The sequence below is a fragment of the Chryseobacterium piscicola genome (assembly GCF_900156685.1).
Classification (GTDB): Bacteria; Bacteroidota; Bacteroidia; order Flavobacteriales; family Weeksellaceae; genus Chryseobacterium; species Chryseobacterium piscicola.
Genome location: NZ_FTOJ01000001.1, coordinates 205,732 through 222,613, shown reverse-complemented (window position 1 = coordinate 222,613; position 16,882 = coordinate 205,732). Strand labels below are relative to the sequence as shown.

General features: G+C 35.0%; 17 protein-coding genes. 5 read left to right on the top strand and 12 right to left on the bottom strand.

Features of this window, described 5'->3' with window-relative positions; genetic code table 11:
• Positions 1-57 precede the first annotated feature (57 nt).
• Positions 58-1,854, bottom strand: coding sequence for a DUF885 domain-containing protein (locus tag BW939_RS01070; RefSeq protein ID WP_076450070.1), 1,797 nt, complete (start codon positions 1,852-1,854; stop codon positions 58-60).
• A 166-nt stretch (positions 1,855-2,020) separates the two neighbouring features.
• Here BW939_RS01070 and BW939_RS01065 point away from each other — a divergent pair, with 166 nt between their 5' ends.
• The 4 genes from BW939_RS01065 to BW939_RS01050 all read left to right on the top strand — a co-directional run bounded on the left by BW939_RS01065 (position 2,021) and on the right by BW939_RS01050 (position 4,652).
• Positions 2,021-2,482, top strand: coding sequence for a hypothetical protein (locus tag BW939_RS01065; protein WP_076448964.1), 462 nt, complete (start codon positions 2,021-2,023; stop codon positions 2,480-2,482).
• Positions 2,483-2,640: 158 nt separating this feature from the next.
• Positions 2,641-3,345 (top strand): MotA/TolQ/ExbB proton channel family protein, encoded by a 705-nt coding sequence (locus tag BW939_RS01060; RefSeq protein WP_076448962.1) that lies wholly within the window; start codon positions 2,641-2,643, stop codon positions 3,343-3,345.
• 9 nt (positions 3,346-3,354) lie between these two features.
• Positions 3,355-3,753 (top strand): ExbD/TolR family protein, encoded by a 399-nt coding sequence (locus tag BW939_RS01055; protein ID WP_076448960.1) that lies wholly within the window; start codon positions 3,355-3,357, stop codon positions 3,751-3,753.
• A gap of 26 nt (positions 3,754-3,779) precedes the next feature.
• Entirely contained in the window at positions 3,780-4,652 is an 873-nt protein-coding gene (locus tag BW939_RS01050) for a ferric siderophore ABC transporter substrate-binding protein (RefSeq protein ID WP_076448958.1), read from the top strand.
• Positions 4,653-4,667: 15 nt separating this feature from the next.
• Here BW939_RS01050 and BW939_RS01045 read toward each other — a convergent pair whose 3' ends face one another.
• The 11 genes from BW939_RS01045 to BW939_RS00995 form a co-directional block, all read right to left on the bottom strand.
• Positions 4,668-5,060 (bottom strand): hypothetical protein, encoded by a 393-nt coding sequence (locus tag BW939_RS01045; protein ID WP_076448957.1) that lies wholly within the window; start codon positions 5,058-5,060, stop codon positions 4,668-4,670.
• Between the two features lie 11 nt (positions 5,061-5,071).
• A complete protein-coding gene (locus tag BW939_RS01040; protein WP_076448947.1) occupies positions 5,072-5,563 on the bottom strand; it encodes a hypothetical protein in 492 nt (163 codons plus the stop codon).
• A 33-nt stretch (positions 5,564-5,596) separates the two neighbouring features.
• Positions 5,597-7,000 (bottom strand): nucleoside recognition domain-containing protein, encoded by a 1,404-nt coding sequence (locus BW939_RS01035; RefSeq protein WP_076448945.1) that lies wholly within the window; start codon positions 6,998-7,000, stop codon positions 5,597-5,599.
• A 36-nt stretch (positions 7,001-7,036) separates the two neighbouring features.
• The gene (locus BW939_RS01030; RefSeq protein ID WP_076448943.1) at positions 7,037-7,942 is read right to left on the bottom strand and encodes a KilA-N domain-containing protein; all 906 of its coding nucleotides are present in this window, start codon (positions 7,940-7,942) and stop codon (positions 7,037-7,039) included.
• 100 nt (positions 7,943-8,042) lie between these two features.
• A complete protein-coding gene (locus tag BW939_RS01025; RefSeq protein ID WP_076448941.1) occupies positions 8,043-8,555 on the bottom strand; it encodes a DUF6973 domain-containing protein in 513 nt (170 codons plus the stop codon).
• 145 nt (positions 8,556-8,700) lie between these two features.
• Entirely contained in the window at positions 8,701-9,555 is an 855-nt protein-coding gene (gene accD / locus BW939_RS01020; RefSeq protein WP_076448931.1) for an acetyl-CoA carboxylase, carboxyltransferase subunit beta, read from the bottom strand.
• A gap of 75 nt (positions 9,556-9,630) precedes the next feature.
• A complete protein-coding gene (gene fbaA, locus BW939_RS01015; RefSeq protein WP_076448929.1) occupies positions 9,631-10,701 on the bottom strand; it encodes a class II fructose-bisphosphate aldolase in 1,071 nt (356 codons plus the stop codon).
• Positions 10,702-10,770: 69 nt separating this feature from the next.
• A complete protein-coding gene (locus BW939_RS01010; RefSeq protein ID WP_076448927.1) occupies positions 10,771-11,637 on the bottom strand; it encodes an NAD kinase in 867 nt (288 codons plus the stop codon).
• Between the two features lies 1 nt (position 11,638).
• On the bottom strand, positions 11,639-12,289 hold the full coding sequence (locus BW939_RS01005; RefSeq protein ID WP_056083255.1) for a CBS domain-containing protein: 651 nt from the start codon (positions 12,287-12,289) through the stop codon (positions 11,639-11,641).
• Positions 12,290-12,561: 272 nt separating this feature from the next.
• Positions 12,562-13,098, bottom strand: coding sequence for an RNA methyltransferase (locus tag BW939_RS01000; RefSeq protein WP_076448925.1), 537 nt, complete (start codon positions 13,096-13,098; stop codon positions 12,562-12,564).
• A gap of 66 nt (positions 13,099-13,164) precedes the next feature.
• The gene (locus BW939_RS00995) at positions 13,165-14,046 is read right to left on the bottom strand and encodes a bestrophin family protein (RefSeq protein ID WP_076448924.1); all 882 of its coding nucleotides are present in this window, start codon (positions 14,044-14,046) and stop codon (positions 13,165-13,167) included.
• A 237-nt stretch (positions 14,047-14,283) separates the two neighbouring features.
• On the opposite strand from BW939_RS00995, the gene mutS reads away from it, so the two are divergent.
• On the top strand, positions 14,284-16,872 hold the full coding sequence (gene mutS, locus BW939_RS00990; protein WP_076450068.1) for a DNA mismatch repair protein MutS: 2,589 nt from the start codon (positions 14,284-14,286) through the stop codon (positions 16,870-16,872).
• Positions 16,873-16,882: the final 10 nt, after the last annotated feature.

Sequence of the window (16,882 nt, the reverse complement as noted above, 5' to 3'; positions counted from 1 at the left end):
TGTGAGGATTTTAAATCTGCTGTACTTTACCTATTTATTTCTGTATTTCAATACTATTTATTTCTGCTTTTTCGCCCAAAGTGCTATTTTTCTGTTTAAAACATCCAATGGGAGACATCCCTGACTAAGAATCTCATCATGGAATTTTGCAAGACTAAATTTCGCTCCCAATTCTTTTTGATATCTCTCTCTCAGTTCGCGAATTCTCAATGAACCAATTTTATAGCCTAACGCTTGTCCGGGCATTGCCATGTATCTTTCAACTTCTGCGATTGCGCTCGGTTCATCGTAGGCAATATTGCTTAGAAAATACGCAATTGCCTCCTCTCTTTTCATTTTTCCTGTGTGAAGCCCGGTGTCTACAACGAGTCTTACTGCCCGCAACATTTGATCACTTAGATAACCCATTTTTTGGTAAGGATCTGTATACAGCCCGAACTCAGGACCTAACGTTTCACAATAGTGAGCCCAGCCCTCGCCATAAGCACCAAGCCAACCGAATCTCATAAATTTAGGCAAATTCAAATTTTCCTGTTGCAGCGAAACCTGATAATGATGCCCAGGAATCGCCTCATGAAGAAACAGAGATTCCATTCCTGAAGTCACATTAAATTTTGTAGGATCCGGAAGCGGAACATAGAAAATCCCTGGTCTTTTACCATCTGGTGTTCCCTGAATGTATTCTGCACTCGCACTGGCTTCCCTGAATTTTTCGGTTTGCCTGATTTCAAATTTCGTTTTTGGATTTACACTGAACATTGTTTTCAGTTTGGGTGTAATTTTCGCCAAAATCCCATTGAATGCCTTAAGAACCTCACCTGCGTTTTTGTAAGGCATGGCTTTCGGATCATTTTTCACATGCGTAATAAATTCTTCAAGTGTTCCTGCAAAGCCAACCTGCAGTTTTACTTTCTCCATTTCGGCACGCAGCATTGCAACTTGCTGAAGACCAATTTTGTTGATTTCTTCGGGAGTTAGATTGGTGGTCGTCCAGCTTTTTGCGTAGAAGGAATAGATTTTATCACCATTCGGCAAACTATTGTACCCGTCTGTATCACGGGCTTTCGGATAATATTCTTTTTCAAGAAAATCTCCTAGCTTGGTGTAGGAAGGTATAATATTTTTTTTGATTGACTCTTCAAATAAGCTTGTGAATTTTGTTTTTGTCTCTTCAGAAAACTCTTTTGGGAAATTTCTTACAGGACCAAAGAAAATATTTTTTTCAGAATCAGAAGATATAATTTCCTCAGCTCTCATTTGTGGAATCATTTTAATTACCAATTTCTTTGGCAAAACTATTTTTGCGTTCACTCCATCTTTAAAATTATTGATGGCTGCATCGCTCCATTCTGGAAATTTATCCATTCTTTTGAGCCAGTCTTCATAATCTTTTTCAGTTTTGAATGGCTGACTTCCTTCCCCACTTCCGAGCAAAGGAAAAGTGAGCGGTAAACCTCCAAACTGAGTAAATGGTATGTACTCCGGATGATAATCGTAAGCTCCTATTTTATCTTTCAATGTAAAATTAAGTACATCAAAAACTACTTTTTTATCATCTGTAAGGCTTTCGTAGTCTACATTTTCAAGTTGTTTTTGCACCGAAGTGTAGAAAGCAATTTCCCCTGAAATAAAATCTTTATCTATATTAATTGGAAGTTGATCATTATACCGTAAATCGCCTTGTTGCGTGGCTTCCATAGGATATAGCTTAAGATATTGCTCGTAATAATTGGCAGCAATACTATCTATATCACTGGGAGTAACTTTGGTAAGCGGGGAATCTGTTTTCCGGCATGAGGTAACAGCAGTTGCAAGGCCAATACACAAAAGGCTTCCCAATACAATTTTTCGCATGATTATCATTTTTTTGAAGAAAACAAATGTACAGAATTCTGCATCAAAAATTTTTCTATATTAAATTTTAAAAAAAAATTAAAAAAATTTTTCACATTCCATCAATTTTCTATCTTTGTTAAAACAATTAACATTCATACCATTACGGCTCTTTTTTCGCGAAATAATGAAAGGGATTTTAAAAATTTACCATCCAGACGAAACGCTTAAATACAATATCAAACATACTTATTGCAAAGCGGTCTATAGCAATCAACAACATTTTTTGGAAGTAGAAATCACAACAGATGATGGTCTAGACCATGTGGAAGATGATTCACTACAATACAATTTTCCTCAGCTCTCTATGAAAGTTTATGATTTTCTAATAGATTCGGGCGAGATTGATGGCAAAACATTCCTCATCAACGATTCTGATGATGATTCTTACACTGAAGTTGATCTTTTTGATGACGAAGAAGCCTACCTATATGAAAGCGAACTTTGTTTTGAAAAAGATGAAGATGGCGAACTACAGCTGATTTGGAAAGGCGAGATAGATGATTTCTACACAGGTTCAGAAAACACGATTCCATTCAGACTTAAATGTGAATTTAAGCAAGATGAAATTGAGGTAGACGAAGATTAATTCAAAATAAATAAATCGATACAGACAGTTTTCTCTTCAATTTTTTTGGAGAGAAATTTGCTATTTCCTAATCTAAGGTTTATTTTAAGCATATTTTAAGATTAAAATTAATAATATTCCTTTATTTTTGTCGTTTAAACTACTAAAAATACAGATTAATGCTTGTAACAGAACTTACTCATGTTTTATTTGCACAGGTCGTAGCTCCTGTTGTTGCTCCGGAAAATGCAGAGTTTTCATTTTGGAAAATCATGTTCCATGGAGGTATTTTTGCCAAAATAGTAATGGCTACAGTAATTTTGCTTGGTGTATTTTCTGTGTATCTTTTTTTTGAAAGATTCTTCTTCATTAAAAGAATGACCTCAAAAACAGATTCTAATTTTATGAATAATATTGAGGACTTTGTGAGAAACGGAAAGATAGATTCTGCATTAGATTATTGTAAAACACAAAACTCTCCTGAGGCAAGAATTTTAGAAAAAGGAATTTCAAGATTGGGAAGACCTGTTTCTGATATAGTAAGCGCAATGGAATCCCAAACGCAGATAGAAGTTGCAAATATGGAAAAAAATCTGAATCTTTTGGCGGTTGTACCAAGCATTGCGCCAATGTTGGGACTTCTGGGTACCGTAATCGGGATGATTCTTGCTTTCTACAAACTATCTGAAGCGGAAGGCTCTTTTTCTCCGAAAACTTTATCTGAAGGAATTTATACTGCTTTGGGGCAAACTGCAGTAGGTTTGGCGGTTGCTATTCCGGCAAATTTTGCATACAATCTTCTCTTAACAAGAATTGACAAATTCGTTCTGAATGCTCAAAATATGTCTGGAGAATTTTTAGATGTAATTAATAAACCTTTATAATCTTTAAAGATGAAAATTCAGAGAAGAAATAAAGCTAACCCAGAATTCAGTTTAGCAGCAATGACAGATGTTATACTGCTGATGTTGATTTTCTTTATGGTAACCTCGTCGGCAGCTAACCAAAGCGCTATAGATGTGAAACTTCCGACAGCTGACACGGTAGCTGACAATACACAAAATCCGCTGACATTAAGCATTGATGCTACAGGAAATTACTTTGTGGATGATAAACCAGTAGCAAAAGAACAAGTGGAACAAACCATTGTAAGCCTTTTGAACTCTAGAGCTGGTAAATCTTTTACCATACGTGCAGATGAAAATACGATGCACAAAGACGTGGTTTTTGCAATGACAATAGCAGAAAAGCATAAGTTTAATATCGCAATTGCCACAGTAAAAAATGATTAATCTCAAATTAAGTTAAACAACTGATAATGAGAAGTTATACACTTGATAAAAACGAACACAATAAAGACCGGATTAAGAGCGGAATTCTTTCTGTTTTGATATGGTCTGCAATTTTGTTGTTCGTATTTATTTATAAACTTGAACCTTCCGAAGAAGAAAAGAAGCCGGAAATAATTACCACAATGCTGGTGAATTTCGGCGACAATAGAAACGGAGATGGCATTGAAGAACCTGCTCCACAGGAAGGAAGCCAGGCTGCCAAGGTTGATGAGACTACTGCCGAACCGATAGAAACCGAAACCGAACCGAATACGGTCATTAAAACTGAACCAAAAGCAGAAAGTAAGAAGTCTGATGTAAAGGAAAAAGCAATTTCTGGTAATGACAATCGTAAGGTTGCTAAGAAAGATGAAGCAAAAACAAATACTAAATCAACATCAATTCCTACAAAAAGCAAAACTAAAGGAGGTTCAACTGCAGCCAACAGCACAATAGGAAGAGGCGACGGAAAAGGAAATGCAGCCATTGGAAACCTACTAAACGGAAGAGGAAAAAACCCTGGAAATCAAGGTAATGGCAAAGGTCCTGGAAATGTAGGCGATCCTTTAGGTGGTGATGGAAATGGGGATAGTAAAATAGGAATCGACAGAAGTTTAACTCACTATATTCCCGGAACTTACAACAGAGGGGGAACCCAACCCAGTCATAATTGTACAGCCAGTGGCTCTATTACAATTGCTTATATTGTTGATAAAGCAGGAAATATTTCTTCTGCAAGACGCGTAAAAGGAATTTCAGATCCTTGTGTGGTTTCTACTTCGGTAGCTTGGGTCAAAAAATACGTGAAAGCTGAAAAAGCAAGCGTATCTTCATCTGGAACATACAGCATAACTTTCTAAAAATACAAAAGCACTTTATTCAAGTGCTTTTTTTATTTCGTTGATTCTGTTGATAATGGGAAGTGCAAATATCCCGCTGGTTTGTAAATAAAGCTCGTAGAAGGTTTTTGCTTTGTCTAAAAAGTCTTTGTTGTTTAATACTTTCCCATTGTAATAGAAAAGATTCCCCAGCATTTCGTAATAATCTTTGTGATCTCTTTCTTGTCTTTCTTTTACAATTTCAATCACTTCTTGCTTTGGTTTTGCCGAAAGTTCTTTAAAATCAAATTTAAAAATATCTTTCATTAAAGAATCAAAGTCTAGCTCTTTCTGCATTAAACTTTCTTCGGGTTTGTCTAAAATCAGTTTCTCCAACGCTTGAGATAACTGACGGATGAGTCTTAGGGTGAATTCTTTATCTGTAATCATAGGTTTTGAATTTAAAATTTTGAATTTAAAAAGATCAATCCTTCCAACTCATTTTTGTGAATTTCAATTTCTTTCTTGAAGCTTATTTTTTCATTCTGATCATTAATTTGTGTTTCAAAATCAGCAACAAAAATTAATGTTTCTTCTGTTATTTCTAATAATAGCATATCTAAAATTCTTAGAGGTGCCTTACATTTTTTACAGACTAAAAATTGGTCTTTATAATATCCTGCATCAGAATAGATTTTTCTTACTTCTATAAATTCTATTGTATTGCTGTCAATTGAAAGAAAATTGGAATCTTTTGTGTGAAAATACGATCTTATGGAAGGTTCTTTTTCTCTTAATTTATTGGATTTAAAATCTATTCTAAATATTTTTCCAACATGGTCTTTCGTAACATCTCCAATATTCAAATAGCCAATATTCCATCCACCTTGTGCAAACAACAGAGAATTAAGAGAAAGAATTAAAAGTGCTATTAAACTTAATTTGATTTTCATTTTATTTAAAATTCAAAAAAATGTTTCCCTTTTCTAAGCAAAAAACAAGTACGCCAATCCAATCGCAGTAATCACACCCACTAAATCAGCCAAAAGCATCGCAATTACGGTGTATCTCGTATTCTTCACGGCTACAGCTCCAAAATAAACTGCAATCACGTAAAACGTCGTGTCTGAACTGCCCTGAAGAACCGCTGCTAATTTCCCTTGGAAACTGTCTGCTCCGAAAGTTGCCATCGTATCCACCATCATTCCTCTTGCTCCGGAACCCGACAGTGGTTTGATTAAAGCCGTCGGAAGTCCGTCAACAAATCTTGCATCGAGATTGGTAGAATAGGCAACCCATTTCATTCCGTCGATAATAACATCAAAAACGCCAGAAGTTCTCAGAAGAGAAATGGCAATCAACATTCCGACTAAATATGGGATGATTTTTACGCAAGTATAAAAACCTTCTTTTGCGCCTTCGATAAAGGCATCAAAAACATTTATTTTTTTGTAAACAGCTCCAAGAACGATGGCTAAGAAAATAAAAAGTATTAAACCATTACTTAAAACTTTACTGAAATCGTCAAGTTCATTTTTACTTAACTGAACTAAATACACTACCAAAAGGGCAATCAGGGCTGAAATTCCACCAACATAAGCAAGAACAACAGGTTTTAAAAGATTTATTTTCTGGTATAATGAAACGATGATCATTGCTGCCAATGTCGCTGCAAAAGTTGCAATCATACAAGGAAGGAAAATGTCTGTCGGTGTTTTTGAACCCATCGACGCTCTTATCGCAATGATAGAAACCGGGATCAATGTCATTCCTCCAGCGTGTAGGCAGAGAAACATAATCTGAGAATTACTTGCCGTATCTTTATTAGGGTTTAAAGTCTGCAAACTTTCCATTGCTTTTAAACCAAATGGTGTTGCTGCATTGTCTAAACCTAAGAGATTAGCACTGAAATTCATCAGCATGTGTCCGAATGCGGGATGATTTTTAGGGATTTCGGGGAAGAGTCTTGAGAAAAATGGCTGAATAAATCTACTCAATAAATTAATTCCGCCCGCTTTTTCAGCAATGCTCATGAATCCCATGAAAAGCGTCATGATTCCAATCAATCCGATACAGATTTTAACTGCCGTTTCTGAAGTTCCGATGACGCCATCTGCTTCCTGTATGCGGTATACCTGAACGTTCTGCTTTAGAGAATCTGTTTTGTAATGAATTCTGCTGTCTGCAAAATCATTTTTCTTCATCAAACTGTCTCTCACGATTGGAGAAAGGACACTGATGTTTTGAGTTGCCACTTGTACAGTATCGCCGCCTTTTCCAACAACCATATCGTTGAAAATGGTTTTGTAGTGGCTAGACGAAATGTATTTTATACTGGCAATGGCAATGGCGATGATAATGAAAGCCGACCAAATTCTGCTGAGAACCATTTATTTGAATATTAAAATTAATAAAATTGAAAGTGCTTAATTACTTTTTTGATCTTTATCCGTGACTGATTTATTTTGAGCATCAAAGAATGTAGTGTCCGAAATCTTTTTTAATGATTTTATAATATCAATTGATTCTAGAGATTTTCTTTGATCTTTTACTGTTTCAAGAAGAATTTTGAATCTATTCTTTTTGTCAATCTTATTTTTAATTAAACTTGAATTTAGGCTTTCGATGTTTGAGAGTATGGTCAAATCATTAATACTTGCCATATCTCGAATATTTTCACCATTTAGAACTTTTTGCGGATTAGCTTGTTTCCACTGCTTTGCTGTACATCCAAAAAGAACAATATTTAAAAGATCAGCTTCCTCTGCATAGATCCAATCTTTCTTTTGTGAATACGTTAAGGTTGGAATGATGTAATTTTTAATGGCATCTGTATGGATTTGATAGTTAGCCTTACTTAATACTCTTTTTATATCCCATTCTAATCCATACTTATTACTTTCAATTTCTTTTAGCCTCTGGTATTCCCTAATGATGTAAAGCTTAAAAACAGGACTTATGGCAGAGCCAAATTCAAATGCAATATCTTTATGTGCATAAGTTCCCCCATATTTGCCTTGCTTTGAAAAGACACCAATTGCATTTGTCTTTTCAACCCAATTATTTACACTCATTGTGAAAGTAGGTAAACCGGCCTCTTTTCTAAAGTGGTCAAATTCGACCACTTTAAAATCTGGGTTATAAATTGATTCCCAAGTTCCTAAAAATTCAATAGTGCCTCTGTTTCTAATCCAGTTTTTTATTATATCAGCAGCCCTGCTATCATCTTCTTTAGCTTTCGCCATATCTGTGAGGCAGATATAGTCTGTGTCATTTATACAAGTAATAGATATTTCAATATCCTGAACTTTAAGTAAATTATTTTTAGGCATAGATAAATAGAATGTACATTAAATAGTTATCTCATCAAAAATAACAAAATTAATCTATTATCTGTTTTTAGTTTAAGTGTCGGTGATGTCATGTTGTCAATTACTTCTCATCCAAATAAACCAATTCCCCCGCAAAATCATCATCCAGACTTTTCAAAACTTTTGCGTTGGCGGTTTTCTTTTTTAATTCTTCAATAAAAAAATTTTTCTCAAAAAACTGGCGGTGAATTCCAGGAAGAAGTTCCATGAAATAATCCATCCCTATTTTATTGTTGTGGAGATCCATTTTGGTTTCCAAAGGCTCGTTGGGGAATAATTCTTCGTGTAAATCTGTTATTTTTTTGCAGAAATCTAGAGATTTTTCTGTTGAAGAGATTTTGCTGCAATACATCATAATCAGGCAACACCAAAGCGAATGTCTGAAAGCATTTCCCTCGCCGTTGTTGGATGCCGTTTTGGGATAAAGTTTCTGCGCAATAGAAAAGGCTTTTACTGTTGCATAAAAACTTAAAATAGAAAAAAAAGGGTGTGGTAAAACAGCAGATAAGAGTCTAAAGATTTTCTTTAAACTCATTGATGTGATGGTATTTAAAACGACTTTAAATGTCCTCATAATTTAGCTTTTGGCAATTGGCTTATTGGTTTTGGTTTTGCAATGAAGCCATAAATTTTAAAAATACAGAGATAAATTATTGCCAATATTCAAATAAAAATCTCTCCCGAAAATAGAGAGAGATTATATGATTTTAGTTTAAATTTTAAGCTTTTGCTGCTAGCAAGTTAACCGTTTTAGAAACAGTTTCTTTTATTTCAGTTCTTTTCACAATGAAATCTACAAAGCCTTTTTCCTGAAGAAATTCTGAAGTCTGGAAACCTTCCGGTAAATCTCTACCGATGGTTTCACGAATCACTCTTGGTCCTGCAAAACCGATCAATGCTTTTGGCTCAGCCATGATGATATCTGCAGTCATTGCAAAAGATGCGGTAATTCCACCGAAAGTAGGGTCGCAAAGATAAGCGATGTATAAAAGTCCTGCTTCTGAAAGCTGAGCCAGTTTTGACTGTACTTTTGCCAATTGCATCAAAGAGTATGTTGCTTCCTGCATTCTTGCACCACCAGACTGACAAATAATCATGTACGGAAGTCTTTTTTCTATACAGTAATCAATCGCTCTTCTTATTTTTTCGCCCATTACAGAGCCCAAAGAACCACCGATAAACGCAAAATCCATACAAGAAACCACCATTTCAGTTCCGTTGACGGTACCTACTCCATTTCTGATAGAATCTGTAAGTTTTGTTTTTGCTTTTACTTCTTTCAGACGGTCTGTGTAAGACTTTGTATCTTTAAAGTTGAGCATATCAATACTTTCAACATTTGCATTGAGCTCGGTGAATTTTCCTTCGTCAAAAAGAATGCTGAAAAACTCGGCACTACCGATTCTTACGTGAAATCCGTCTTCAGGAGAAACATAATTATTTTTCTTTAATTCTTCGTGTTCTACTACTTTTCCAGACGGAGTTTGATGCCAAAGCCCTTTCGGAACATCTTTTTTTTCCTCGGTTGAAGTGGTAATATTTTGTGCTTTTCTTTTAAACCAGTCGAATGCCATTTATGAAATTTTAGATTTTAGATTTTGAATTATAGATTAAAAACAATTTAAAATCTATAATTCAAAATTTATAATTTATTTAAGCGTATTTACGTTATTTAAATCTTCAAATGCCTGAACCAATCTTTTAGCGAAAGTTTCTTCCCCTTTTCTGATCCAAACTCTTGGGTCATAATATTTTTTGTTTGGTTTTTCTTCTCCTTCAGGATTTCCGATTTGAGTTTTCAAATATTCTACATTGTTTACCATATAATCTCTGATTCCTTCTGTATAAGCAAACTGAAGATCAGTATCTATATTCATCTTAATTACTCCATAATCAATCGCTTCTCTAATCTCTTCTAAAGAAGAACCTGAACCTCCGTGGAATACAAAATTAATTGGCTTCTCTGCAGTTCCGAATTTCTCTTGAACAAATTTCTGAGAATTATCAAGGATTTTTGGAGTTAAAACTACGTTTCCTGGCTTATAAACACCATGTACATTTCCGAAAGCTGCTGCAATGGTAAAATTATCAGAAACTGCTTTCAGTTTTTCGTAAGTGTAAGCGATATCTTCAGGCTGAGTATATAATTTAGAATTGTCTACATCAGAATTGTCTACACCATCTTCTTCTCCTCCAGTTACCCCGATTTCTACTTCTAAAGTCATCTGCATTTTTGCCATTCTTTCGAAATATTCTGCTGAGATTTCAAGATTTTCTTCCAAAGACTCCTCAGAAAGATCTAGCATGTGAGAAGAGTAAAGCGATTTTCCGGTTTGCTTGAAGAATTCTTCGTTAGCCTCCATCAAACCATCGATCCAAGGTAGTAATTTTTTTGCTGCATGATCGGTATGTAAAATTACTGTTGCTCCGTATGCTTCTGCAAGGGTATGAATGTGTTTTGCTCCAGCGATGCCACCAAAAATAGCTGATTTCTGTGCGTCATTGCTCAATCCTTTTCCAGCGTTGAAAGATGCTCCACCATTAGAAAACTGAATGATAACAGGCGAATTTAGTTTTGCTGCAGTTTCCATTACTGCGTTTACATTGCTAGATCCAACTACGTTTACTGCAGGTAATGCAAATTTATTTTCTTTAGCATACTGAAAAATATCTGTAACTAACTGACCTGTGGCAACTCCTGCCGGGAAAATTCTGCTCATGTTTACTTATTATTATATTAGGATGTTTTTTTGAAAATTCTGGTAAAGATAATCAATTTTAAGAAATTACTAATTTCTTTTATCTCTCCCCCAAAGTAGCTTCTGGCGGATGGTTTCGTAAAAACTCAAATCATTCGGCTGTACTAATAATAGCTGAAAACTTGCCTTTTTAATCACAATTTCTTTATCGGTCTCAATATGAATTAATCTTGAATCCAAAGAAAGAGAATATTGCGGAACCCTGCTTTCTACTTTAAATTTAATTTCTACTTTATCATTCACAACCAGAGGACGCACATTCAAATTATGTGGAGCAATTGGAGTTATTACAAAGTTTTCGTTATTTGGAGAAATGATTGGTCCACCACAACTTAACGAGTATGCTGTAGAACCTGTAGGTGTAGAAACAATCACACCATCGCCCCAGAAAACGTTTAGAAACTCATTATTGATGTAAGAATCTACCGTTACCATTGAGGTAGTTTCTTTTCTTGAAATGGTTACATCATTTAAAGCATACGGAAAAAATTCGTCAGATTTTGGTGAAATAACTTCAATTACAGATCTCCGACTGGTCTTTACGTCTCCTTTCAAAATAGAATCAAGTTCTTTGAAGGCTTCTTCTTTGGTAAAACTCGCCAAAAATCCCAATCTTCCGGTGTTCACACCCACAACTGGAATTTCTAGATCTTCTATGAAAGTTAATGAATTTACAATCGTTCCGTCTCCGCCAAATGTGAAGAAGAGATCAATTTCTCTGTCTATAAGATCTTGTTTGTTGCTAAAAGTCTCAAAAATTTTAGAAAACTGAAGAGCTTCAGCCATTTCGTCAAACAAAACAGATTTTACACCTCTGCTTTCTAATTCAGAAATAAATTTGCTTAAATATAAAAAAGTATCAAGATCTTTTTTCTGAGAATATATGGCTGCCTTCATATTATATTTCGATAAATTTTTGTAAAAAACCTAAACGGTCTTTGAAAAGATCTGTTTTTTCATCAGAATAATATTTTTCTACTATTCTGTAATCATAACGGTCGAAAGTAGCATCAATTGAGGCTAAATTTTCGTTGCTGATTTTAATGGTGATGTGAATAAATTCGTCTGACATGAAGCTTATAAATCCGCCATAGAATTTAGAATTATTGCTCTCAACGATATTTGCAATCTCGGTCATAGAATATTTTCTTGCCGGAGTTTCTATCGTGAGAGTAGCACCGGTTTCCGAAAAAAGAGGGTATTTTGAAAAGGTTTGAAAAACATCATCACAACAAATATATCCCAGATATTTTTCGTTTTTATTAATTACAGGAATCACGTTGGCGTTGAAAGTATAAAACAACCGAATGCTATCCATGATATTATTATCCTCTAAAATGGCGAATCGCTCGATCTGATGTTCGAGATTTTTCAAAGTTCCTTCTTCTTCATAAAGAAAGTCTTTGGCGATGGCTCCGTAAAAGTGGTGTGATTTTTTGATGAAAATATGCGTATATCCAAATGCTTCTAGGGTTTCTCTAGCTGATTCGATAGAGTCAGTCAGATGAAAACACGGAAAATCCTTTGAGATATAGTCCTTGATAAACATTGTGCTAATTTATAAAATTAAAAACGAAACCCTCCTTTTTTATTGCAGTTTTTTTTCACAAAAACAAAAAAAATGAAATAAAAATTTGTTCGTAATGAAATTTGAAGTATCTTTGTCGCCTTTCATTTTTACTTTTTATTAGATTTATTTCAAACTGCACTGTCTTTTGACAGACGCAGTTTTTTTTATTTTAGGGCATTTGCGAAACAAAATTTCATTCTTTTTGGCGCAAATTCCGCAAAGACTTCAAGAATTAATTTTAGAATTAAAGGTTATTTAAATCCTAAAGCTTTTGCAAACTCCCACATCACAATTCCCCCGCATACACTTACGTTTAGAGAATGCTTCGTGCCGAGTTGCGGAATTTCAATAAAAGAATCTATATTCTGCAAAGCTTCATCACTGATTCCTTCTACTTCATTGCCTAAAATCACCGCATACTTTTTAGTACTATCGATTTTGAAATCAGTAATCATTTGACTATTGGTTGTCTGCTCTATGCCTACAAGTTCAAAACCCTTACTTTTTAAATCAATAATGGTGACATTGATATCTTCTTCATACGACCAATCCACACTTTCTGTTGCTCCTAATGCAGCTTTATGAATTTCACGGTGTGGCGGTTGCGGAGTAATTCCACACAAAATAATTTTCTGAACCAAAAAAGCATCTGCTGTTCTAAAAGTAGCACCCACATTGTGCATGCTTCTGATATTGTCTAAAACAACCACCAACGGAATCTTCTCAACCTTTTTAAAAGTTTCTACATCTATTCTGTTGAGTTCTTCAAGTTTTAATTTATTTACCAAAATAATTTATTTATTTCTTATTACAATTTACGAATTCTTCTTCACGAACAGATTTAAATCTGTTCTTTATTTTTTCAATCCCATAATCTGATGCACATTTTTCTCTATATTTTGAGCAATCGTTTCCATCGGAATATCGTTTTCATCGTTATTAAAAGGGTCTTCTATTTCCTCAGCAATCAATTCCAAACTCATCAACACGTAATATACAAAAACTGTGAGCGGAATCATAAATAATCCTAAATTGATAACATAAGCGATCGGCAGAGCCAATACATATAAGATGATGAATTTTTTGATAAATGAAGAGTAAGAATAAGGAATTGGTGTGTTTTTAATTCTTTCACAACCTCCACAAACATCCAGAAAACCCGTCAGCTGAGTATCAAGAAATAGCATTTCGAGATCAGAAATTTTCCCTGCTTTTTTCAATTGAAACAATTTGTGGGTCAAAAGAACAACCAAATCTGTAGGGCCATGATTTTTAAGTGATTTTTCAATTTCAGAATAATCTTCGTCTAAAGCCAATCTTGTAGATTCCTGTGAAAGGTGTTTGGCTAAAAAATGCGGGAAATATTTAAGGTATCTGGAAATCTGATCGGCAGATTTTCGGTCGTCTTCAAGAATGATATTGATTTTTACTGCAAAATTTCTCGTGTCATTCACTAGTTTCCCCCAAAGTTTTCTGCCTTCCCACCATCTGTCGTATGCCGTATTGGTTCTGAAAACCAACAACAATGACAAAACAAATCCTAATAATGAATGAATCAATCCTACATTGCTGACTTTTGATTTTTCCGTCAAATGCAGATACTCAACTTCGAGATACTGAATTCCGTAAGAATAAATCGCCATCAAAATCATCGTAGGAAACAGGATTTTCATGGTGTCGCTTTTATGTAAGCTGACCAATATTTTCAGGAAATTTTTGGTGTTATAAACTCTCATGCTGAATGTCTGTTTTGCAAAGATAAATTTTTATAAATTTCAAAAAGACTACTCATTTTTAATTTTTACAAATTTATTTGATTGTGATTTTGCTAAAACATCACTCTATACCTTCGCTTTTTTTTGAAAAATCAAATTCAAACCCCTTTAAAAACTGACAAAACAGAATTCTTTGAAAAGTTCTTAATTCCTTATTTATTCCCTATTTTTACCAACCCAATTTTAATACCTATTTCAATGGCAAAGGCGACGAAGAAAGAAACCCCTTTAATGACACAGTACAATACCATCAAGGCTAAATATCCTGATGCGCTTTTGCTTTTCAGAGTGGGAGATTTCTACGAAACTTTTGGTCAGGATGCCGTGAGAACTTCTCAGATTTTGGGCATTGTTTTAACGAAAAGAGCCAACGGAGATGGTCATATCGAACTGGCAGGATTTCCGCATCATTCGGTAGATTCTTATTTGCCGAAATTGGTCAGAGCAGGAATTCGTGTGGCGATTTGCGATCAGCTGGAAGATCCGAAAACCGTTAAAGGAATTGTAAAACGCGGGGTAACAGAATTGGTGACTCCTGGAGTAACGTTCAACGATCAGGTTTTGACTTCCAAAAAGAACAATTTCCTGCTTTCTCTTCATAAAGAAAAAGAAAAATACGGAATTGCGATGGTGGATGTATCTACGGGAGAATTTTTGGTAAGTGAAGGGAATTTAGATAAAATTCTACACATCATCAACACGTTTGATCCCAGCGAAATTATTTACCAGCGAAGCGTACAAATTCCGGATCAACTGAAAAACAGGAATGTTTTTAAACTAGAAGACTGGGCGTATCAATATAATTTTGCCTATGAAAAACTAACGAATCAATTCAGAACCAATTCATTAAAAGGTTTTGGGGTTGAAAACCTTCCTTTAGCAATCACTGCTGCGGGAGCTATTTTCGCTTATTTGGTTGAAGATACGCATCACAAATTATTGGCGCATATTACCAAAATTCAGATTATTCCACAAGAAGATTATCTGATGATGGATCATTTTACGCTGAGAAATCTCGAAATTGTTTATCCAAGTCATCCGAAAGGAAAATCTTTGCTGGATATTATTGATAAAACGTCTACTCCAATGGGCGGAAGATTATTGAGAAGAAGAATTATTCTGCCTTTAAAATCTGCTGAGGAAATAGGAAGAAGACTTTCATTAATTGACTTTTTAAACGAAAATGATCAGCTTAAATATGAAATTTCGCAATTACTAAGAGCGATTTCAGATTTAGACCGATTGATGGGGAAACTGGCGGCAGAAAAAATTTCGCCTAAAGAATTGGGTTATCTACGCCAAAGTTTGATTAATATTCATAAAATTAAAGGATTGCTTCATCCTCATGCAGATGTTTTAGCTTGGCTGGAACCGTTAAATTCTTTAGATGAATTGATTATGTTACTTGAAAATCATTTGAATGAAGAGCTTCCGGTTAATTTGGCAAAAGGAAATGTCATCAAACAAAATATTTCTGAAGAACTCGATCATTTGAGAGGGTTACAAAACAAAGGTCGTGGTTTTCTGGATGAGATGTGTCAGCGTGAAGTAGAACGCACCGGAATTACCAGTCTGAAAATTGATTTTAATAACGTTTTCGGATATTTTATCGAAGTAAGAAATACGCATAAAGATAAAGTTCCTAGCGATTGGATAAGAAAGCAAACGCTCGTCAACGCAGAAAGATACATCACAGAAGAACTGAAAGAATACGAAAGCCAGATTCTGGGCGCTGAAGAAAAAATCAGTGTTTTGGAAAATCAATTGTACCGAAAAGTTTGTTCGGATACGATGATTTATATGGACAGGATTCAGGGAAATTCAAATATTATTGCGCAGCTTGATGTGGCGGTGGGTCTTTCTGAGCTGGCAGTTTCTGAAAGTTACACCAAACCTGTTTTGAATGACGGTTTTAAAATTGATTTAAAGGAAGCCAGACATCCAATTATTGAAAACGCTCTTCCTTTAGGTGAAAAATACATCCCGAATGACATCTTTTTAGATAAAGATTCTCAGCAGATCATTATGGTTACCGGCCCCAACATGGCGGGTAAATCTGCAATCCTTCGTCAGACGGCAATTGTTTGTCTCATGGCTCAAATCGGGAGTTTTGTTCCTGCAAAGCACGCTGAAATCGGAGTTTTAGATAAAATTTTTACAAGAGTTGGAGCAAGTGATAATATTTCTGCCGGAGAATCTACTTTTATGGTGGAAATGAATGAGGCGGCTTACATTTTAAATAATATTTCAGACCGAAGTTTGATTCTTTTAGACGAAATCGGTCGTGGAACATCCACTTATGACGGGGTTTCTATTGCTTGGGCTATTGCAGAATATCTTCATCAGCATCCTACGCAGGCAAAGACGTTATTTGCAACGCATTATCACGAGTTGAATGAAATGACCGTGAATTTTGATCGGGTAAGAAATTTCCATGTTTCTATCCAAGAAAATAAAGGAAATATTATCTTTTTAAGAAAATTAATTCCGGGCGGAAGCGAACATAGTTTTGGTATTCATGTGGCGAAATTGGCGGGAATGCCCGCAAAAGTAGTTAACAGAGCGAATGAAATTCTGAAAACCTTGGAAGCCAGTCGTTCTCAAAGCGGCTCATCTGAAAGCATTAAAAGAGTAACTGATGAAAATATGCAGCTTTCTTTCTTCCAATTAGATGACCCAGTTTTGGAAAATATCAGAGAAGAATTGACGAAAATAGACATCAATACGTTGACACCGATTGAAGCTTTGATGAAGCTGAATTCTATTAAAAAGATGATTGGGAAATAGTTGGAGTTGA

What these genes read in the sequence shown, in the direction of transcription:
- BW939_RS01070 (WP_076450070.1), bottom strand. Translation starts at nt 1,854, where the DNA reads ATGCGAAAAATTGTATTGGGAAGCCTTTTGTGTATTGGCCTTGCAACT.
- BW939_RS01065 (WP_076448964.1), top strand. Translation starts at nt 2,021, where the DNA reads ATGAAAGGGATTTTAAAAATTTACCATCCAGACGAAACGCTTAAATAC.
- BW939_RS01060 (WP_076448962.1), top strand. Translation starts at nt 2,641, where the DNA reads ATGCTTGTAACAGAACTTACTCATGTTTTATTTGCACAGGTCGTAGCT.
- BW939_RS01055 (WP_076448960.1), top strand. Translation starts at nt 3,355, where the DNA reads ATGAAAATTCAGAGAAGAAATAAAGCTAACCCAGAATTCAGTTTAGCA.
- BW939_RS01050 (WP_076448958.1), top strand. Translation starts at nt 3,780, where the DNA reads ATGAGAAGTTATACACTTGATAAAAACGAACACAATAAAGACCGGATT.
- BW939_RS01045 (WP_076448957.1), bottom strand. Translation starts at nt 5,060, where the DNA reads ATGATTACAGATAAAGAATTCACCCTAAGACTCATCCGTCAGTTATCT.
- BW939_RS01040 (WP_076448947.1), bottom strand. Translation starts at nt 5,563, where the DNA reads ATGAAAATCAAATTAAGTTTAATAGCACTTTTAATTCTTTCTCTTAAT.
- BW939_RS01035 (WP_076448945.1), bottom strand. Translation starts at nt 7,000, where the DNA reads ATGGTTCTCAGCAGAATTTGGTCGGCTTTCATTATCATCGCCATTGCC.
- BW939_RS01030 (WP_076448943.1), bottom strand. Translation starts at nt 7,942, where the DNA reads ATGCCTAAAAATAATTTACTTAAAGTTCAGGATATTGAAATATCTATT.
- BW939_RS01025 (WP_076448941.1), bottom strand. Translation starts at nt 8,555, where the DNA reads ATGAGGACATTTAAAGTCGTTTTAAATACCATCACATCAATGAGTTTA.
- accD (WP_076448931.1), bottom strand. Translation starts at nt 9,555, where the DNA reads ATGGCATTCGACTGGTTTAAAAGAAAAGCACAAAATATTACCACTTCA.
- fbaA (WP_076448929.1), bottom strand. Translation starts at nt 10,701, where the DNA reads ATGAGCAGAATTTTCCCGGCAGGAGTTGCCACAGGTCAGTTAGTTACA.
- BW939_RS01010 (WP_076448927.1), bottom strand. Translation starts at nt 11,637, where the DNA reads ATGAAGGCAGCCATATATTCTCAGAAAAAAGATCTTGATACTTTTTTA.
- BW939_RS01005 (WP_056083255.1), bottom strand. Translation starts at nt 12,289, where the DNA reads ATGTTTATCAAGGACTATATCTCAAAGGATTTTCCGTGTTTTCATCTG.
- BW939_RS00995 (WP_076448924.1), bottom strand. Translation starts at nt 14,046, where the DNA reads ATGAGAGTTTATAACACCAAAAATTTCCTGAAAATATTGGTCAGCTTA.
- mutS (WP_076450068.1), top strand. Translation starts at nt 14,284, where the DNA reads ATGGCAAAGGCGACGAAGAAAGAAACCCCTTTAATGACACAGTACAAT.